This is a genomic window from Lactiplantibacillus sp. B652 (assembly GCF_023806745.1).
GTDB classification, from domain to species: Bacteria; Bacillota; Bacilli; order Lactobacillales; family Lactobacillaceae; genus Lactiplantibacillus; species Lactiplantibacillus pentosus.
Genome location: NZ_JAMSKY010000001.1, coordinates 100,870 through 117,971 on the forward strand (window position 1 = coordinate 100,870; position 17,102 = coordinate 117,971).

Here is a 17,102-nt window from a genome sequence, read left to right on the forward strand (position 1 = left end):
ACTAGGGTTGTGGGCTAGTGACGCTCGTTGGGAAGGTTTAAGAAAATTATGCGCCGTTCCAGATTTGGTCGACTAGCTCTTCTACTTCGCCCTGTGTCCGTCCATCACGGTCATCCTGATACAAGGCATACAAATGAAACGGATCCAGAACATTTTCTGGATAATCCTGAATTTGCTTAAACAATCGGTTGAACCCATCAAGCTGATATTTTGAAACTTGAACTTCACAGCCCGACGCGGCCCCAAGCTGAGATTGGCCCGCCGACAATACCTTTTGACGCTGTGTACGGTCGATAATAATGGTGGGTAGCGCTTGATTGTCGCTAATCATCGTCACTTTTGATAGCGCACTAACGCCAGAATAAAGAAAATCATCGGCAATCGTTGATGTCGGAAATTCAGCAAACTGCACACGATTGGCATTTTGCACGGGTGAAGTTAGGAATGGCGCGATTTGCTCAAACAGCCGACGACTATTGAATTGACAAGCATAGACGCGGTCCTTAGTCTCCCCTAACGCCTTAAGCCAACCACGTGCAACGAGTTGCTTAGCTGCCCGGTTAAACGTCACTCGATTATTAATATTGACCTGCTTACCAATCGTATCCGCAAATCGTTGGCCACTTTTAATTAGGAACCGATCATTGGCCGTGCTAAACGCAGCGAGTTCAGGTCGCGTCTGTGCGTGCTCAGGACTGCGTTCAAAAATCAACTGTGCCATAACGAGGGTCAGCGCTAGTCGTTGCTCAGCAGGGGCTAGCTTGTCTGGGGGCAGCACTTGTTGTTCAGTGACCAGCCCGGGCAATAAGCGCGTTCCCATGAACGGAAGAAACATCTCACCATCGGAAGTCATAAATGGCAGCAGGTGTCGCAAGTACTCACGGCGTTCAACCGTAGACAGTTGCGTTGCTAGCAATACGATTGGCGTGTTCGTTGATTGCTTAATTTGCGGAAACAACACCACCGGCCGCAGTGCGCGCTGACCATTGTAGACCAAGAATAAGACAGCCTGATCAAGTATCATTCCCTGCACAAGCAGTGTGTTTTTTTGATCAGACAGGCCCATTGCAACCGTCGACGATTCAACTGCTTCCCCGACCGTTATCGGTATCCCAGTCCCTTGACTAATCTGATGTAATTGACTAATGATTCGATCCACGTTTGCGCCCTCCTCGCAGTCGTTTTCACTGATTGTAACATTGCTTTAATCAATTGTAACATCGCAATGTTACAATTATCAAAAATTAAGTTACAATCTTTTTTTCAACCACGGCGCGCGTCGCAAGCAAAGTTCATTTTTGTTGGGCAACCGCTATTTAGGTCGTCACCTCCGAACTCACGAAATGCGGAATCCAATTATCAGTCATCGCACAATGGCAACTAATTGCCACTACGATATAAATACGTCAACTAGCATGCTGGCCATTTACAATCGGCATAAACTCATTCAATTCTTAACTGTATTTGGCTCAGATTTATTCGCGTCCTCATTGGCGGAACCATTTTTACTAGTGCAAACTAAAGCGGTCCCCAGATAAACAGGAGACCGCTTAGTAACACTGTATTTCAAATAATCAATCAATTTTGTCCGTTCACACTGGACTAATCTCGTTAGCCAACGAATCAACTTAACGTAGTGCTTTCGATGGCCGAACATTGATTGTAACCCGCTCAAAACGATTGTAACATCGGAACCTTACAATCGCGTCAGGCCGGTGATAATTCACACCTCAGACCCGTTCTTTAGCCTGATACGCCGCCAAAATCTTGCGCACATCGTCCGTTGATTTGGCATCCATCATCGTATTGCGTAGGTCGGTGGCGCCTAATTCTGGCCGCGCATAAATCTTGAAGAACCGTTTTAATGATGGAAAACGCGGAACGTCATAGCGCGTTGCAAAATCGTCGAACAAGTCGAGTTGCATATTCAGTAAGCCCAATAGTTCGGGCAAATCGTGCGGCTGTGGTTGTGCTTCAAAGGCGAATGGATTGGCGAAGACGCCCCGGCCAATCATGATACCATCTAAGCCAGGGTGGGCTTTGGCCAGCGCGACCCCCGCTTGATAGTCAGCCACATCGCCATTAACTTGCACCAACGTCTCCGGGGCAATTTCGTCACGCATCTTAATGAGATCATCGATGACCTCAAAGTGCGCAGGAACCTTGCTCATCTCCTGCTTCGTCCGTAAATGCACGGTCAAAACGGCAACGTGTTGTGCCAACAGGGTTGCAATCCAATCATGGTATTCGGCGACCTTGCTGTAGCCTAAGCGCGTCTTGGCGCTGACTGCCAGTCCCGAAGTCTTCGCCGCAGCAATCACATCCGCCGCCCACTGTGGATTTCGAATCAAATCACTGCCACCATGATTTTTGATGACCGTGCCATCCGGACAACCCATGTTAATATCAACGGCTTCAAATCCCCGCTGACTCAGCTCAGCAGTCGCCGTTGCAAAATCAGCCGCTTCATTGCCCCACAGCTGAACGACCGGTTTACGCGATTCAGCGGCCGCCACGTAAAGTCGCCCGTGCACTGGGAACTTCGTATTCGGATCCGTGATACTCTTAGCGTACACGAACTCACTAAAAAACATATCCGGCGCTGCCGCATGGGCAATCACTTGCCGAAAAACCGTATTACTAACAGCTTCCATGGGTGCCATGGTGAAAAACGGCCGCTGTTCAGCCTTTGCTTGCGCCGCAATCTGCGACCAAAATGGTGTTGCTGTCACGTTCTCTTACTCCTTATCAAATACCTTGATTTCAAATTAATGCTTTCAATTTTAGCATTGATTCACGCGTTTTGCAGGAATGACGTTTGACGCTTCCTGACTCAACCAACTAAATCACCTACTCAAAACGATGCTGGATGACCTCTTGGTGACGTAGCTCGCGAAGTAAGGCTTCAATAATGTATAGGCACGGAACTTGGCTAGTTAAATCATAATATTGGTGAATCCGTTCTTCAGTTGCTCGATAAGTTAAAGCATATCGACTCATCCGCGCAATCGTACTTTCGATATTGCTAGTGATGCTGACGATATTCACCTCAGGATTATTCACAAAATCATTCAGCATTTCAACAAGTTCCGTGGTTTGGCCGGATACTGACACCGCTACCAAAAGCATTGTTACTCGTATTACGCAATTGCGGCAACAATGGATAGAACGGATCCTTGACAACGTAACTGTTGAACCCCAAAGATGACGTCTGTCGTGAGGCGTATTCCCCTAACGCTGCAGAAGCGCCAATTCCAACAAACACAATGTTATCTGCGTTAACCATCAACTGTGCCGCCAATCGAATAATTTTTGTTATATCGGCCGGAAAGGCGCTAGGCTGAACAAATTGAATTCCCGGCGCATCAGTCTTTTGAATTGGCGTCTCACTGCGCAACGAGACTTTAAATTCTGGAAAACTATCATACCCAATTTTATGAATAAATCGCATGACCGACGAATTAGAAACATGTGCGCCCCGTGCTAATTCACGGACTCGCATATATGGAATTTGCTCATCGTGTTCCACGATAAAACGATAAATTGCAAGATCTACCCCAGACAATTTATCAATATCCTTATAGCCAAAGAATGCCATCGTTAGCCACCACCCTATCTGATAATCTATCCACTAGATTACCATAAAACAAATGACTAATTAGAAAAATATCTTAGCTCAGTCTTTCTACCGCTAGAATTAAAAAGCGTCTAGCCCATGAATCCGCTAGACACCCCTCAATTCTTACCCGCGTTTAATCAACTGATACACCGCTCCAATCATTCCCGCATCATTTCGCAACCGTGCTGGAACAACTGGCGCTAACTTTAACTGTTTAATACTATTGTGATTAGCATGCAAATCAGCAATTGTCGCATTCAAGTTCGTCATAAACGTTTCATTGGCGCTAATGCCACCACCAATCACGACTATCTCTGGGTCAAACGCAACCATCAAATTAATAATCCCCTTAGCCAAACTATAGTAATAGCTGTGAAAAACATGCTCGGCCAGCGTCTCACCAGCGGCCGCACGCTTGAAGATTTCGCGAGCATCATTAACAGTGTCCGTGCTAAATTGATTATAGCGACGGATTAAACCGATTACCGTTGCCCCGCGAAAGTTAAGCGTCCCCATCTCAATATCGATGTCATCGTCATCAACCACCATCCAGCCAAATTCTCCTGAACGTGCATGTGCCCCACGATAAACTTGATTATTGATGATCAGTGCCCCACCAACGCCAGTTCCTAAGACTAGACTTAAATAATTAGGAACATTTTGTGCGACACCCAGCCATTGCTCGGCAATCGCTGCCGCGTTCGCATCATTTTCAATAATCACCGGCAACTTAGTTTGGGCCTGCAACTCGTCTCGTAAATTAATCTGCTCAAATGCGGTCACTGCACCAGCGGTTGTCAAAAAGCCATCGCTTTGAACAACACCAGGCATACTGACGCCAATTCCCGCAACCGGGCCATCCGTTTGTAACTCCTGAACCATCGCAACCAAGTCAGCCATGATATCAGATTTAGTCGTCGCAGTTGTCCGGGTCACTTTACGACTAATATGACCATTGCCATCAACCAAGCCACACTTGATTGAGGTCCCACCAATATCAATTCCAATATACATTGTCATTCAATCTTCCTCCTAACGTGCAATGGCCAGCTATCTAAGCTGGCCGTGCACAACATCTATTTATGATTAGCTTAGTCACAAAGTTCATCTTTATTTCCAACAGTAACTATTCAATCTCAGCACCATTGGTTGTAATGACATGCTGATACCAAGCAAACGAGTCCTTTTTATAGCGTTTCAGGCTACCAGAACCGTCATCATTCTCATCCACGTAAATGAAGCCATAGCGTTTGGACATCTGACCAGTGCTGGCCGCAACTAAGTCAATGCAGCCCCACGGCGTATACCCAATCAAATCGACCCCGTCTTCTAAGACTGCCAGCTTGATTTGCCGCAAATGATTCGTCAAATAATCGATGCGATAATCGTCATGAATTTGATTATCCGCCGTTTTTTCATCAATAGCACCTAACCCATTTTCGACGATAAATAATGGTAAGTGGTAACGATCAGTAAACCAGTTCATGGCATACCGTAGACCAATTGGATCAACTTGCCAGCCCCAATCACTCGCTTTAAGGTACGGATTTTTGACCAGATCGTGTTCTTCGTTATACACGAGTTTACCCGTATCCTTTACCGTAAATGACATGTAATAACTGAAGCCAATATAATCTACTGTCCCCGCCTGAAGGATCTGCAAATCTTCATCAGTAATGTCCAGGTTAAAATGTTCCGTTTCAAATCGGTTCTGTAGCCATTGCGGATAATAACCATTACAATGCACATCCGCAAAATAGAAGCGTGTCTGCATTGCTCGCTGAGCGAATAGCACATCGGCCGGTGCCGCCGTCAATGGATAAATCGGGCACATCGCAATCATACAACCAATTTGAAAGTCAGCATTGATCTCATGCCCCAATCGAACGGCCATCGCGCTGGCGACTAATTCATAATGTGCTGCCTGGTACATCCAACGTTCACGATTTTCGCCTGGCTGATGGATGATCCCTGAATCTGTCAACATGGCGCCATCTGATTCAAAATTAGTCTGATTGTTGATTTCATTAAATGTCATCCAATACGTGACCTTATTGTGGTAACGTTCAAAACAAGCCTTAGCAAATTTCAAATAGAATTGGATCAGCTTCCGATTACGCCAACCGCCATATTGCTTCACCAAATGATATGGCATTTCAAAGTGTGCAAGTGTCACTACCGGCTGAATGCCATACTTGAGACATTCGTCGAATAAATCATCATAGAATTGAAGTCCAGCTTCATTAGGCTCATCCTCATCACCATTCGGGAAAATTCGCGTCCAGGCAATCGATGTCCGAAAGCACTTGAAGCCCATTTCAGCAAATAATTTGATGTCTTCGGGATAACGATGATAAAAATCAATTGCTTGATGATTCGGGTAATACTTATCTGGGACCACGCCATCCGTAATTTCTCGTGGCTGCTCGTTAGTACCTAACGTCATAATGTCGGCTGTACTAATCCCTTTTCCACCTTCGTTATAACCACCCTCTAGTTGGTGTGCTGCAACCGCACCGCCCCATAGAAAACCATCGGGAAATGCTCGTCCTTTAATTGTCATATCTACTCCTTTAAACTTACGCCTTAGCTGCTTCTGCCGTACTACCGTCTGCTGCATCCTGCGTATTTTTGTCAGACTGGCTATCCGAAGCCATCATCTTATTCGCGGCCAGAACAAACGGCATGTACGTTAATACAGAAATTCCTAAACAAAGAAAACCAATAATCAGACCAAGCCAGTTACCACCTGTTCCTAAGAACGGCATCAGCGGTCCAGGCGTCGTCCATGTCAACCCTAAGATGGCTAACGTCCCCGTCCAAACCATCGCGTTGATGCCGATTAACCATTGCATCGAGTTAACAAATCCCATCCAACCAAACTTAGTTGGAATATCGCGAACTAAGGCGTTCAGTACTGTGGCGATCGACCCGGCCATCATGGCTGGCATAATTGCAATAAACGCGTCACGTAATGCGACCAACCACCGTACTGCACCAATCTTCGCTGCGATCGGTACCAAGTGTTTATTAAGCCATTCGATAAATGAATTCATAATATACCCCTCGCTCCTAATGTAAGTTTTCGCTAGTTAGTGCCCAACCCACTCGTTGTGGCACCCCCGTACTAGTTCTGCAAATCAATATTTTCCGTATGGTAATAGAGTTCTAAATCTGGATAAACGAAGAACGTTCTCGAGAAGTTGAACACCGTCCCATTCGCCAAATAGTTGATTGCTTCCAAGCACAACGTCTTGTCACCATCTGGACAATCGAGCAGCGCAGCCTGTTCCGCGTTGACCCGTACTTGATGAACGTAATTTTCTGTCGTGCTCCCCGTGATGTCATACGCCTCGCGTAAAAAGGCGAAAATCGAATGTTGCACGCTATCACTGGATAAGAATGGCACGACGGCTCGTGGAAAATAAGATTCTTCCAAATCATACAAGACGTCTTTCAAATACCGCAGCCGAACGACGCGATACACTTCATCACCAACAGCAATATTCCCCTGCTGTGCCAGTTGGTCATCCGCCGTCACCTTATCAAAAGTCATCACTTTTGATACCAGTGGTCCACCATCGACCATCGCGGACTGGTCAAATCCAATCGATAAATTCAATACCTTCTTCGTATCCTGAGGTTGCTTAATAATAAAATTGCCACTTCCTTGGACCCGGCGTAATAGTCCGTGCCGAAACACGACATCGATCGCCTTGCGAATCGTATTACGGCTTGCATGATATTGCGCCATCAACACTTTCTCGGTCGGTAGCTTCGTCGGATATTCATCCGCCATTATCGATTTAATGATTGCCTGCGCAATTGCCTGATACATGACTGACCCTCCTTTCTCAAAATTAGTAGGTGCTTGTAAAACTTGTGCCCACAAATTATATTAGCACATTCTTTATGAAAACGCTTTATTTTTCATAATTTTATACCAATGAATTTATATCCCTGATAACCACCCGCGTCACTAGCCTTCAGTAGACCCTTACCGCCCAATTTGGAGCTAAAAAATCGTATTTTTCCGTCAATTTAGGGCTAATTCAAATGGTGGTCATTGAAATTTGTGGTATTGAAATGGGTGAATCATATTCAGGTCATCTTCTCAGTAATTAAATGCCATCAGTCATCATCCATGCTGATTAAAAAGTTTTCCTGAAGGACCAGTCACTTAATATTCAGTGATCAGTTGCGCCCAGATAGGCGGTCGTTCATCCGCCATTCGAGCGGCTTCCCGACTGGAAGGGCTGGCTGACAATGCTCAAGGGCGAAATTATTCTTAGTCGGAAGTGATTTTCTTCCGGCCTAGAATAAGACTCGTATTTGAAATTGCGCAGTGGGTTTCTGCGTGAGTTCAAATCGACGTCCGCCCTGTTCCGGCGTTGTCAACCAGCCCTGGAAGTCGGAATCGGACGCTCATCGGCTGACGAACAGTACGTCAACTAGCAGTACTTGAAGCCCAAAAAATTTGGCCCACGTCATTACCTGTCAAGCTACCCGGGGTTGGCGAGAATAGTTTAACAGGCAATGACGTGGGCCAAATCGCCTAGTCTAGGTGTAATTGTTGCCGATATTTGGTGAGTTCTTCGGTGTTGCCGTAAACAAAGTGTCCCGGCTTGATTTCTACAAAGCTCGGCTTGTCATGTTCATAATGATGCATCTTCGCATCGTAAACGATCAGTTGCTTTTGACGGGCCAAGATTGGATCTGGAACCGGAATCGCCGACAATAACGACTGCGTATACGGATGAATCGGATGTGCGAACAGTTCCTGCGTCGGCGCTAATTCAAGAATTCGGCCATTATGAATGACTGCGATTCGGTCTGAGACGAACCGCACGACGGATAGATCGTGCGCAATAAAGAGATACGAGACGCCGAGCTCCCGTTGAAATTTCTTCAATAGGTTCAGGACTTGTGCTCGAATCGAGACGTCCAGCGCCGAAATCGGTTCGTCGGCCACAACTAGTTCCGGACGCATGACCAAGGCGCGCGCAATACCGACCCGTTGCCGTTGTCCGCCAGAAAATTCATGTGGATAGCGGTAGAGATGCTCTGGCAATAACCCGACTTCCGCAATGATGTGCTTAACTTTATCTAAGCGATCTTGTTCGGAGTCGTACAGATGAAAGTTATAGAGGCCTTCCGAAATAATATATTCGACGGTCGCCCGTTCATTTAACGAAGCCGATGGGTCCTGAAAAATCATTTGAATTTTCCGCGTTAAAGCGCGTTTTTCACTCGCAGGCATGGCTTGATTGATTTGCTTGCCATGAAATTTAATCGTGCCCTTAGCCGTGGGGTTGATGCCTAGAATCGCGCGACCAATCGTGGTTTTACCAGACCCCGATTCGCCCACTAGTGACAAGGTCTCACCGGGATAGATATCAAAATTCACATCTTGAACAGCCGTAAATTTACGTTTGCCGGCGCCAAATGAAATCTCAAGATCACGAACGTTCAGCAAAGCTTCCTTAGTTGTTTCCAATTGCGTCTCCCCCCGTTTCCGCATCAGTGGCTGTCTGTTACAGCTTTACTAATCGTTCATGTAAGTTTTGGATGATTTTAGGTTTCTCAACTTTGGGCGCTCGCGGATCTAATAACCATGTCTTGGCCCAGTGCGTTACCGTCACCGCAAATTCAGGTGGCTCACGCTTAAAATCAATCGCCATGGCAAACGAGTTGCGGGGCGCAAAGGCATCCCCAGTAATATCGTTATACAGTGACGGCGGCGTTCCCGGAATCGAGTATAAACCGGCCTCCTGCGTTGCTAACTGTGGCAACGATGACAGTAAGCTCCAGGTGTACGGATGCCGTGGGTCGTAGAAAATCTCGTCACACGTTCCCATTTCAACGATCTGACCAGCGTACATCACCGCAATTCTGTCCGCAATCGACGCCACCACCCCCAGATCATGGGTGATAAAAATTGTCGTAAAGTGATACTCTTTTTGCAAGCTCTGAATCAATGCCAAAATTTGTGCCTGAATCGTCACATCCAAGGCCGTGGTCGGTTCATCACAAATCAAGATTTTCGGATGACAGGCCAAGGCGACCGCGATGACGATTCGTTGCCGCATCCCACCGGAATATTCAAAGGGATATTCATTATACCGATTGGCCGCATCCGGAATACCAGTACGAGTCATCAAGTCAATCGCTAATGCTTTAGCTTCCTTAGCTGATTTGCCCTGGTGCTTGACGATCACTTCCGAAATCTGTGAGCCAATCGTCTTGATCGGGTCTAGCGAGGTCATCGGGTCTTGAAAAATCGTCGTGATTTCTTTACCACGAATTCCGTCCCAGTCCTTATCCTTCTTCAAATCGCTCAAGACGACGTCCCCATACTGAATCGTTCCATCGGCAATATAGCCATTGGCTTCGAGCATCCCAGTAAAGGTCTTCGTTAATACCGACTTGCCAGAACCGGATTCCCCAACAATCGCCAGGGTCTCCTGATCTTTTAAATCTAAAGTCACATTTCGAATTGCTTTTAATTCCCGCCCGCGCACCTTGAAGTTCACAGACAGATTTTTAACAGATAGTACAACATTATTCTCCAATCGACTGTCCTCCTTACATGTGTGTCCGTGGGTCAGAGGCATCCGCCAAGTTCTGCCCGACGATATATAGCGAAACGGTAATCAGTGCTAACACGAGCACCGGTAACCAGAATAGATAGGGATAACTCGTCATATAGGGCGAATATTGTGAAATCAGCCGCCCGAGCGACGGCACATTCGAACTTAAGCCGACCCCCAAGAATGACAAGAACACTTCATAAGAAATGAAGGATGGCAATAGTTGTGACAATTGCGTCACGATCACGGACGTCAGGTACGGGAGCACGTTACGAAAAATCATGCGTTTGGTTGGCGTTCCTAAGGTCTTGGAGGCGATATTATATTCTCGGTCACGGCGTAACATGACTTGGACACGAATGAAGTACGCCGTTCCCAGCCAAGTCGTCACCGTCATCGCAAAAATCAGATTCCAAAAGCCATTTCCGAACGTATATGAAAGCACAATAATAATCAATAAGGTGGGCACATTGGAAAAAACGTTGTAGATTTCAAGCATCAAACGGTCAAATCGTTTGGAATTACCCCAAAAGGCACCAACGACCACTCCAATCACGGTAGTAATCAGCGAGGCCACGACCCCGATTGAAATCGACGTCCGAGCCCCCGCCCAAATGGCATCGAACAGGGACTTTCCATCGGCGTCCGTCCCAAACCAGTACTTGGCATTTGGCCAATTGTAACGTGCGCCAAAATCATTGATATTATTGACATCCATCATGTTATAGCCACTGAACAATGGCTGGATGAAGGCCATTAACAAAATAACCAACATCAACACAAACATGGCGATGGTCACTTTGTTGGCGAAAAACGTCCGCGCCACTGACTTCCAGTATGAATATTTTGGCGTATCGATTTTTTCCGCTGCCTTATCGTCCAGTGTGACCATCTTAAAATCACTATCACGAATCTGTGCATCATTTGTTGTCATTCTAATCATCTCCAGACGCTGAAAGTTTGATTCGCGGATCAACAATGGTCATCAAAATATCACCCAGTAAAATCGAGAACACGGCAATCGTCGTAAAAATAAAGACTAATGCGATCACGATCGGGTTGTTGTGGGCCAAAATTGCATCCGGTAGCATCTTGCCCATCCCGGGCATCGCAAAAATCGTCTCGGTCATCGTAGCACCGCCAATCAAGCCAATAATTGACCCGGGCAAGCCTTGAACGATTGGAATCGACGCATTTTTGAAGATATGCTTCCGATAAATTTCCCCTTCCGTCAATCCTTTGACCTTCGCAAATTTGACATAATCTGATGACTGCTGATCAATCATGTAACGCCGGAACCAGATAATGAGCCCGGAAACGGATAGCAAGCCCAGAATAATCGTTGGCGAGACCCATGAGGAGAAGGCTTCAGCACCCTTAGTTGGGAAAGAATCGGGTAGTCCGAATACGGCACTGCCTAGATACCGGAATGCATAGATGAACGCCAGGCTTGGCACCGCAATCAGCGCAGTGACAACCCCAGTGCCGACTTTATCAAACCACTTGCCTTTATAACGGGCCATTAAGATTGCCATTGGAATCGAAATCAAGTAGGAGATGACTAGCGCACCTAGCCCAGCCTTAAACGACGTCCCAATCATTGACGGATCCTGATGCTGCTGCTCGGTATTCGTATAATTATCACCATAGCGTTCGCGGGTCATCGCATCCTGCTTACTGCGCTGTTGATATTGGCGGGTATAAACATTATCCGCACTATTCAACTGCTGCTTACCGTTGAAGGTGTATTGGCCCAACTTGATTTGCCCCTGACGACTCGCGATAACGTTATCCACACTGATTCCAGCGTAGGTCGGATAAGAAGTCCCCAGATCAAGATGGATGATATTCTGGTGAATATACGGAAAAGCACTGTTGAAGTAGATCTGGTAACGATATTTGGTCCCAGAACCGACCAGGGCCCACCCAACGATCTTATCCTTCTCAATCTTCAAGTATCGTGGCAAGTTGGGGTTATCCTTATCATGCACGGCCCACGGGGTATCGATTTGAATCAAACCAGCATAGAACTTCGTTAAGCGTTCTATCAGTGGCAGATTGCGCGTCGCATAATAATTTTTACTCTTGGGATAACGATGCACACTAAACCCGTGGTTATTCGCCCACTTCTTAATAAGCTTCGTATTAGCTGCCGTGTGGGCGGACGTAACCGACTTGTCCGTCTTCTCAACCTTAGCGACTAATGACTTGGTATCTAGATACTCGATGTAATTCATCTTGTCATACGCGTTGTTTTTATAATCGACTAGCTTGTCAGGCTGCGCGTTCAGCTTACTGATCATCGTGTCTGATTTGAAAATATCACGACGGGGTACCAATGAATAAATGATAATGAATGTGAGGGTCGTCACTAGAAAGATACTCACCAGTGAACGAATGACCCGAAATAACAAGTATTTCTTCATGCATAACTCCTCCCCGTGTATAGAAAAAAGGCTAGTTACGCGCTAGCCTTTCTTCTATAAACGTAAAAACTATTAGTTGGTTTCGTCAGCTTTAGCGATTTTAGCTCGCTTGGCTTCCCAAGCGGTCTTGGCTTTGTTATATTGTGCCTTCGTTACGGCCGTCTTTTGGACCTTCATGTACTTGAAGCGTGCGGAGCCCAACCCAGATTGTGCGTATGGTTTCGTGTATGGCACAACCTTCGTTACGGATGGCGAACCACCAAGTGAGTAGACTGGAATCTGAATCCCGCTATTCGTTAGCCAAGCTTCGGCCTTGGCAAATGCCTTGTACCGTGCATTGGTATTCTGAGTAATTGCCTCAGCCTTATCTAGCAGTTTTTCATATTCATCCAACCCAGTTGCCTTGATGGCGGCAGTGTTGGAAGCACTCTTGCTGGTACTTGGATCAAGTCCCAACGTATGGAGGTTAGAACCAGAAGCCGGGTTATAGATTTCCAAGTAGGTCGATGGATCATCATAATCTGGTGACCAGCCAGATGCATTACTGATATCGTAATCACTCGCCTTACCAGTCGTTGCATAGTAGGTAATGGCATTGAATTTATCATCGCTCAACAATTGAAGGTCAATCGTGACATTCTTCTTGCCTAACGTTGCTTCAACTGATTTCTTAAACGACTTAGCTTCATTCAAGTTGATCGTTGACTTCTCATCAACTGGTAAATCAAGGTGAATCGTCCCAGTAACGCCTTCAGACTTCAACGTCTTGAGCGCTTTAGCAAGGTATTCCTTCGCTTTGGCTGGTTTGTAAGTCCCATCCTGTGCATCCGCTAAGTTCACATTGCTAAAGGCCGTCGAAGCGAGGTCCTTCTTGACCTGGGTCCCGAAATTCTTACCATTGATCGTGACAAACGACGGTGGCGTAAATTCATTACGAAGCGCCTTAGTTGCCCCTGCTTTACCATTAAGTTGTGCGGTGTAGTCGGTCTTATTAAAGGCAAACTGAACGGCTAACCGGAAATCACGATTTAAAATTGCTTTGCGCGTATTGGACTTCTGCTTTGAAGTCGTCTTCGATGTTTGCGTATATGATTGCCGGTTCAGATTAAAGGTGAAGTTATATGTCGACGCATCTTGATCTGACCAAATGATATTGTTTTTGCTTTCTTTGACAACATCTTTATAACCAGCAGAACTTGGGTAGACCCGTGCGGCACTATAGTCGCCATTCTTAAATGACTTGTAGAGGCCATCAGGATTACTCCCGTCGTTATAAGTCAATTTAACCGTCTTCAAGTAGACATGCTTCTTGTCCCAATAACTCGCATTCTTAGTGAATTCGATCACTGACTTAGACGTAAAGTTCGACAAGACATACGGCCCGTTGTAGAGAATTCCGTCCGCAGAAGCCTTCCCAAAGTTCTTACCCTTTTGTGCCAAGAACTTCGCGTTGACTGGGAACATGACCCCGTATGTTAATTTCGAGTTCCAATAACTTTCTGGTTTGTTCAACGTGTATTGGACCGTATAATCGTTGACTGCTTTAACCCCAACAGTCGAAAAGTCCTTGGTCTTACCATTGACATAAGCATCCAAACCTTTGATACTGTCTTGAACAACATATAGCGTCTCAGACTTAGCTGCCACCGCGTGCTTTAACCCGGTCACAAAGTCCTGCGCCTTAACTGTTGCATAGGGATTTCCTTCACTATCAACCCACTTGACACCTTTACGGAGGTGATATGTATACGTCTTACCATCTTTACTTACTGACCATGACTTTGCCAGCGCACCTTTTAATTGGCCGTAAGAATTACGTTCCAACAACCCGTCCTCAAAGTTTGAATAAATATCACTATTCGTCGATCGTGACGAAACGGTATAATCAAAATTATCTGGATCAGCCGTATAAACATAACTATAGCTCGATGCTAAGTTACTGCTACTACTTGAACTAGATTTCTGAGAACCACAACCCGCTAAAAGTAATACCCCTGCCAAAAAAGTCACAGCAAGCCAACTCTTTTTTCCTTTCATAGATCCATCTCCTTAAATGCTAATCAGCTGTGTTTTAATAATAATATAATATATGCTATATTTCAACATCTAATTTTAATCTTAATTTAATTATTTTTATAGGACAGCAAACACCGATTTGACGTTAATTGCCGATACGAAGGGGTATATTTATGATAATTATATTGACAAATTGATGAGTTACCCCCGCCATATAATGAGAGTTTCTCACATAAACTAGATATAGCATATGGGATATACTGTGCAAGTTATTGTTTAGCGTGAGAAATGATTAACACATACCAATTTTCAAGTTCAAGAACAGCCAGCTTAGAACCGCTGGAAAATAGGGCGAGTTGGCGTAAATTTGCTGTTGCGGAGACGTCCTACGCCGGCTTCCAGGCATTCTGGGCAATGGCCGGAACGTGGTGGACACAGATTTAAGCCGACAACCCACGTCTTAAATACTGGTCTTTCACCACTGGGCCTTGCCCAGAATACCTTCCAGCCGGGATGGTATTCGAAAGGCAGATATGTGTGGGCCCAATTTTTAATGTACTGATTGCTGATTCTTAGTAACCAGTCAGAATAATTTTTAATGGTAAGGGTGACTTCTGATGATTTATGGCTCGTCACTCGTGCTTTTAGATCGTCGAATCCTCGGTCTTACTTTACGTTATCAAGATTTTCTCTAGACGTTAAATTGGTCGAATCTTAAATACAAACTCAAAGGTAATTCTACATTTCAATTCAATCGTCTATCTTAAAATGAATTGCCAATGAATAGATAATCTTCAAATCATCTCATTAATATTTAGATGCTATAAATCATCATGAATGCGAACTCAACGTTTGAATGAATGACCAGTCTCCTAATATTCAGTGGTCAATTGCACCCAGATAGGTGGTCGTTCATCTGCCATTCGAGCGGGTTCCCGACTGGAGGGGCTGGCTGACAATGCTCAAGGGCGAAGTTCTTCTTGTCCAGGTGGGGTTCCCGGGCTAGAAGAAGACTCGTATTTGAAATTGCGCAGTGGGTTTCTGCGTGAGTTCAAATCGATGTCCGCCCTGTTCCAGCGTTGTCAGCCGGCCCCGGAGGTCGGATTAGGACGCATCTCCGGCTGACGAACAATAAGCCAACCAAGAATCCACCTCAACTTCCCGCACGCAAAAAAAGCGCCACCGACCAGTAAAAAGCCAGTCAGTGGCGCCTCATCTATCAAAATAAGTGGTTAATCGAAATAGTTAATGCCAATGGCAGCTTGCATTTCACGCCACGTTTGGTCTGCGACCACGTTGGCTTTGGCAGTGCCATCTTTCAAAATCTGTAAGACTTGCGCTGGGTCGGCTTCATAAATGGCGCGGCGTTCCCGGATTGGCCGGAGTACGCCATCAAGCACGTCCATCAAATAACGTTTGATTTTGACATCCCCAAGGCCACCGTGTTGGTATTGGGCCTTCAAGTCAGCGACCTTTGCCTTGTCTTCATCGAAAATATCGAGGTAAGTGAAGACGACGTTGCCTTCGACCTTACCGGGATCTTCAATATGGATGTGGTCTGGGTCGGTGTACATCGACATTACTTTCTGCTTTAACGTATCCGCGTCGTCAGAAAGGTAGATGGCGTTGCCGAGTGATTTACTCATCTTGGCATTGCCATCGAGCCCTGGGATACGACCCAAGCCCTTTGGTGGGAAGTAGCCTTCAGGTTCGACCAGCGTGTCCGTTTGATAAGTTTTGTTGAAACTCCGAACGATTTCACGAGTTTGTTCCAACATCGGTTCTTGGTCATCGCCAACTGGAACCGTCGTGGCCTTAAACGCCGTAATATCGGCGGCTTGGCTGACTGGATAGACGAAGAAGCCGGCTGGAACACTTTCGCCAAACGCCTTCTGCTTGATTTCCGTCTTAACGGTTGGATTACGGTTCAACCGCGCAACGGTGACCAAGTTCAGGTATTGGTTCATCATATCCGTCAACGCTGGGATTTGGGATTGGACCAGAATCGTTGACTTGTCTGGATCAATACCGACTGCCAGATAATCCATCGCCACTTGTAACAAACTCTTGCGAATCTTTTCAGGGTCATGCGCGTTATCCGTTAACGCCTGGTTATCCGCAATCATAATGTATGATTCGTAGTCGCCAGAGTTCTGTAAGGCGACCCGGTTACGCAATGAGCCGACATAGTGTCCAATATGCAGCTTACCGGTTGGCCGGTCCCCCGTTAAAATTACTTTTTTTGTCATGTTCGTTCTCCCTTTCTATTGGCACGAAAAAAGCGCCCAAATTAACTCATTATTCGTTAATTAGGACGCATCACCGTGGTACCACCTAAATTGCAGAGACTAGTCTCTACCACTCATTGACCGATAAGGGCGGCGGCCCCGGCGTTCACCGAATCTCCAAAAAGCCATTTCATTAGTCCCTTCTAGCTCTCAGCCTCAACTA

Annotated in this window: 11 protein-coding genes and 2 pseudogenes; all 13 read right to left on the reverse strand. The window is 45.9% G+C overall.

Annotated elements, in window-relative coordinates; translation table 11 throughout:
- Positions 1 to 46: 46 nt before the first annotated feature.
- The 13 genes and pseudogenes from MZO40_RS00425 to trpS all read right to left on the reverse strand — a co-directional run bounded on the left by MZO40_RS00425 (position 47) and on the right by trpS (position 16,900).
- Positions 47 to 1,159, reverse strand: a complete 1,113-nt coding sequence (locus MZO40_RS00425; protein ID WP_105961196.1) for a hypothetical protein — start codon at positions 1,157 to 1,159, stop codon at positions 47 to 49.
- Positions 1,160 to 1,730: 571 nt separating this feature from the next.
- Positions 1,731 to 2,732 (reverse strand): tRNA-dihydrouridine synthase family protein, encoded by a 1,002-nt coding sequence (locus tag MZO40_RS00430; protein ID WP_252133039.1) that lies wholly within the window; start codon positions 2,730 to 2,732, stop codon positions 1,731 to 1,733.
- 118 nt (positions 2,733 to 2,850) lie between these two features.
- Positions 2,851 to 3,598: pseudogene (locus MZO40_RS00435) on the reverse strand (MurR/RpiR family transcriptional regulator).
- Between the two features lie 144 nt (positions 3,599 to 3,742).
- The gene (locus tag MZO40_RS00440; RefSeq protein WP_105961194.1) at positions 3,743 to 4,639 is read right to left on the reverse strand and encodes an ROK family protein; all 897 of its coding nucleotides are present in this window, start codon (positions 4,637 to 4,639) and stop codon (positions 3,743 to 3,745) included.
- Positions 4,640 to 4,745: 106 nt separating this feature from the next.
- The gene (locus MZO40_RS00445; protein WP_105961193.1) at positions 4,746 to 6,182 is read right to left on the reverse strand and encodes a 6-phospho-beta-glucosidase; all 1,437 of its coding nucleotides are present in this window, start codon (positions 6,180 to 6,182) and stop codon (positions 4,746 to 4,748) included.
- Between the two features lie 220 nt (positions 6,183 to 6,402).
- Positions 6,403 to 6,675, reverse strand: a pseudogene (locus MZO40_RS00450) (PTS sugar transporter subunit IIC); the annotation flags it as partial.
- 71 nt (positions 6,676 to 6,746) lie between these two features.
- Positions 6,747 to 7,457, reverse strand: coding sequence for a GntR family transcriptional regulator (locus MZO40_RS00455; protein ID WP_003637621.1), 711 nt, complete (start codon positions 7,455 to 7,457; stop codon positions 6,747 to 6,749).
- 717 nt (positions 7,458 to 8,174) lie between these two features.
- A complete protein-coding gene (locus MZO40_RS00460) occupies positions 8,175 to 9,116 on the reverse strand; it encodes an ATP-binding cassette domain-containing protein (protein ID WP_088770104.1) in 942 nt (313 codons plus the stop codon).
- Positions 9,117 to 9,153: 37 nt separating this feature from the next.
- Positions 9,154 to 10,191, reverse strand: coding sequence for an ABC transporter ATP-binding protein (locus MZO40_RS00465; RefSeq protein WP_396415496.1), 1,038 nt, complete (start codon positions 10,189 to 10,191; stop codon positions 9,154 to 9,156).
- Between the two features lie 13 nt (positions 10,192 to 10,204).
- Complete coding sequence (gene oppC / locus MZO40_RS00470) at positions 10,205 to 11,143, reverse strand: oligopeptide ABC transporter permease OppC (RefSeq protein ID WP_087842815.1); 939 nt, start codon at positions 11,141 to 11,143, stop codon at positions 10,205 to 10,207.
- Between the two features lies 1 nt (position 11,144).
- On the reverse strand, positions 11,145 to 12,635 hold the full coding sequence (locus MZO40_RS00475; RefSeq protein WP_088770105.1) for an ABC transporter permease: 1,491 nt from the start codon (positions 12,633 to 12,635) through the stop codon (positions 11,145 to 11,147).
- A gap of 72 nt (positions 12,636 to 12,707) precedes the next feature.
- Positions 12,708 to 14,672: a peptide ABC transporter substrate-binding protein gene (locus MZO40_RS00480; RefSeq protein ID WP_105923568.1), complete on the reverse strand. Its 1,965-nt coding sequence runs from the start codon at positions 14,670 to 14,672 to the stop codon at positions 12,708 to 12,710.
- A 1,211-nt stretch (positions 14,673 to 15,883) separates the two neighbouring features.
- Positions 15,884 to 16,900: a tryptophan--tRNA ligase gene (gene trpS / locus MZO40_RS00485; RefSeq protein ID WP_050337758.1), complete on the reverse strand. Its 1,017-nt coding sequence runs from the start codon at positions 16,898 to 16,900 to the stop codon at positions 15,884 to 15,886.
- Positions 16,901 to 17,102 lie beyond the last annotated feature (202 nt).

What these genes read in the sequence shown, in the direction of transcription:
- MZO40_RS00440 (WP_105961194.1), bottom strand. Translation starts at nt 4,639, where the DNA reads ATGACAATGTATATTGGAATTGATATTGGTGGGACCTCAATCAAGTGT.
- MZO40_RS00445 (WP_105961193.1), bottom strand. Translation starts at nt 6,182, where the DNA reads ATGACAATTAAAGGACGAGCATTTCCCGATGGTTTTCTATGGGGCGGT.
- MZO40_RS00455 (WP_003637621.1), bottom strand. Translation starts at nt 7,457, where the DNA reads ATGTATCAGGCAATTGCGCAGGCAATCATTAAATCGATAATGGCGGAT.
- oppC (WP_087842815.1), bottom strand. Translation starts at nt 11,143, where the DNA reads ATGACAACAAATGATGCACAGATTCGTGATAGTGATTTTAAGATGGTC.
- MZO40_RS00475 (WP_088770105.1), bottom strand. Translation starts at nt 12,635, where the DNA reads ATGAAGAAATACTTGTTATTTCGGGTCATTCGTTCACTGGTGAGTATC.
- MZO40_RS00480 (WP_105923568.1), bottom strand. Translation starts at nt 14,672, where the DNA reads ATGAAAGGAAAAAAGAGTTGGCTTGCTGTGACTTTTTTGGCAGGGGTA.
- trpS (WP_050337758.1), bottom strand. Translation starts at nt 16,900, where the DNA reads ATGACAAAAAAAGTAATTTTAACGGGGGACCGGCCAACCGGTAAGCTG.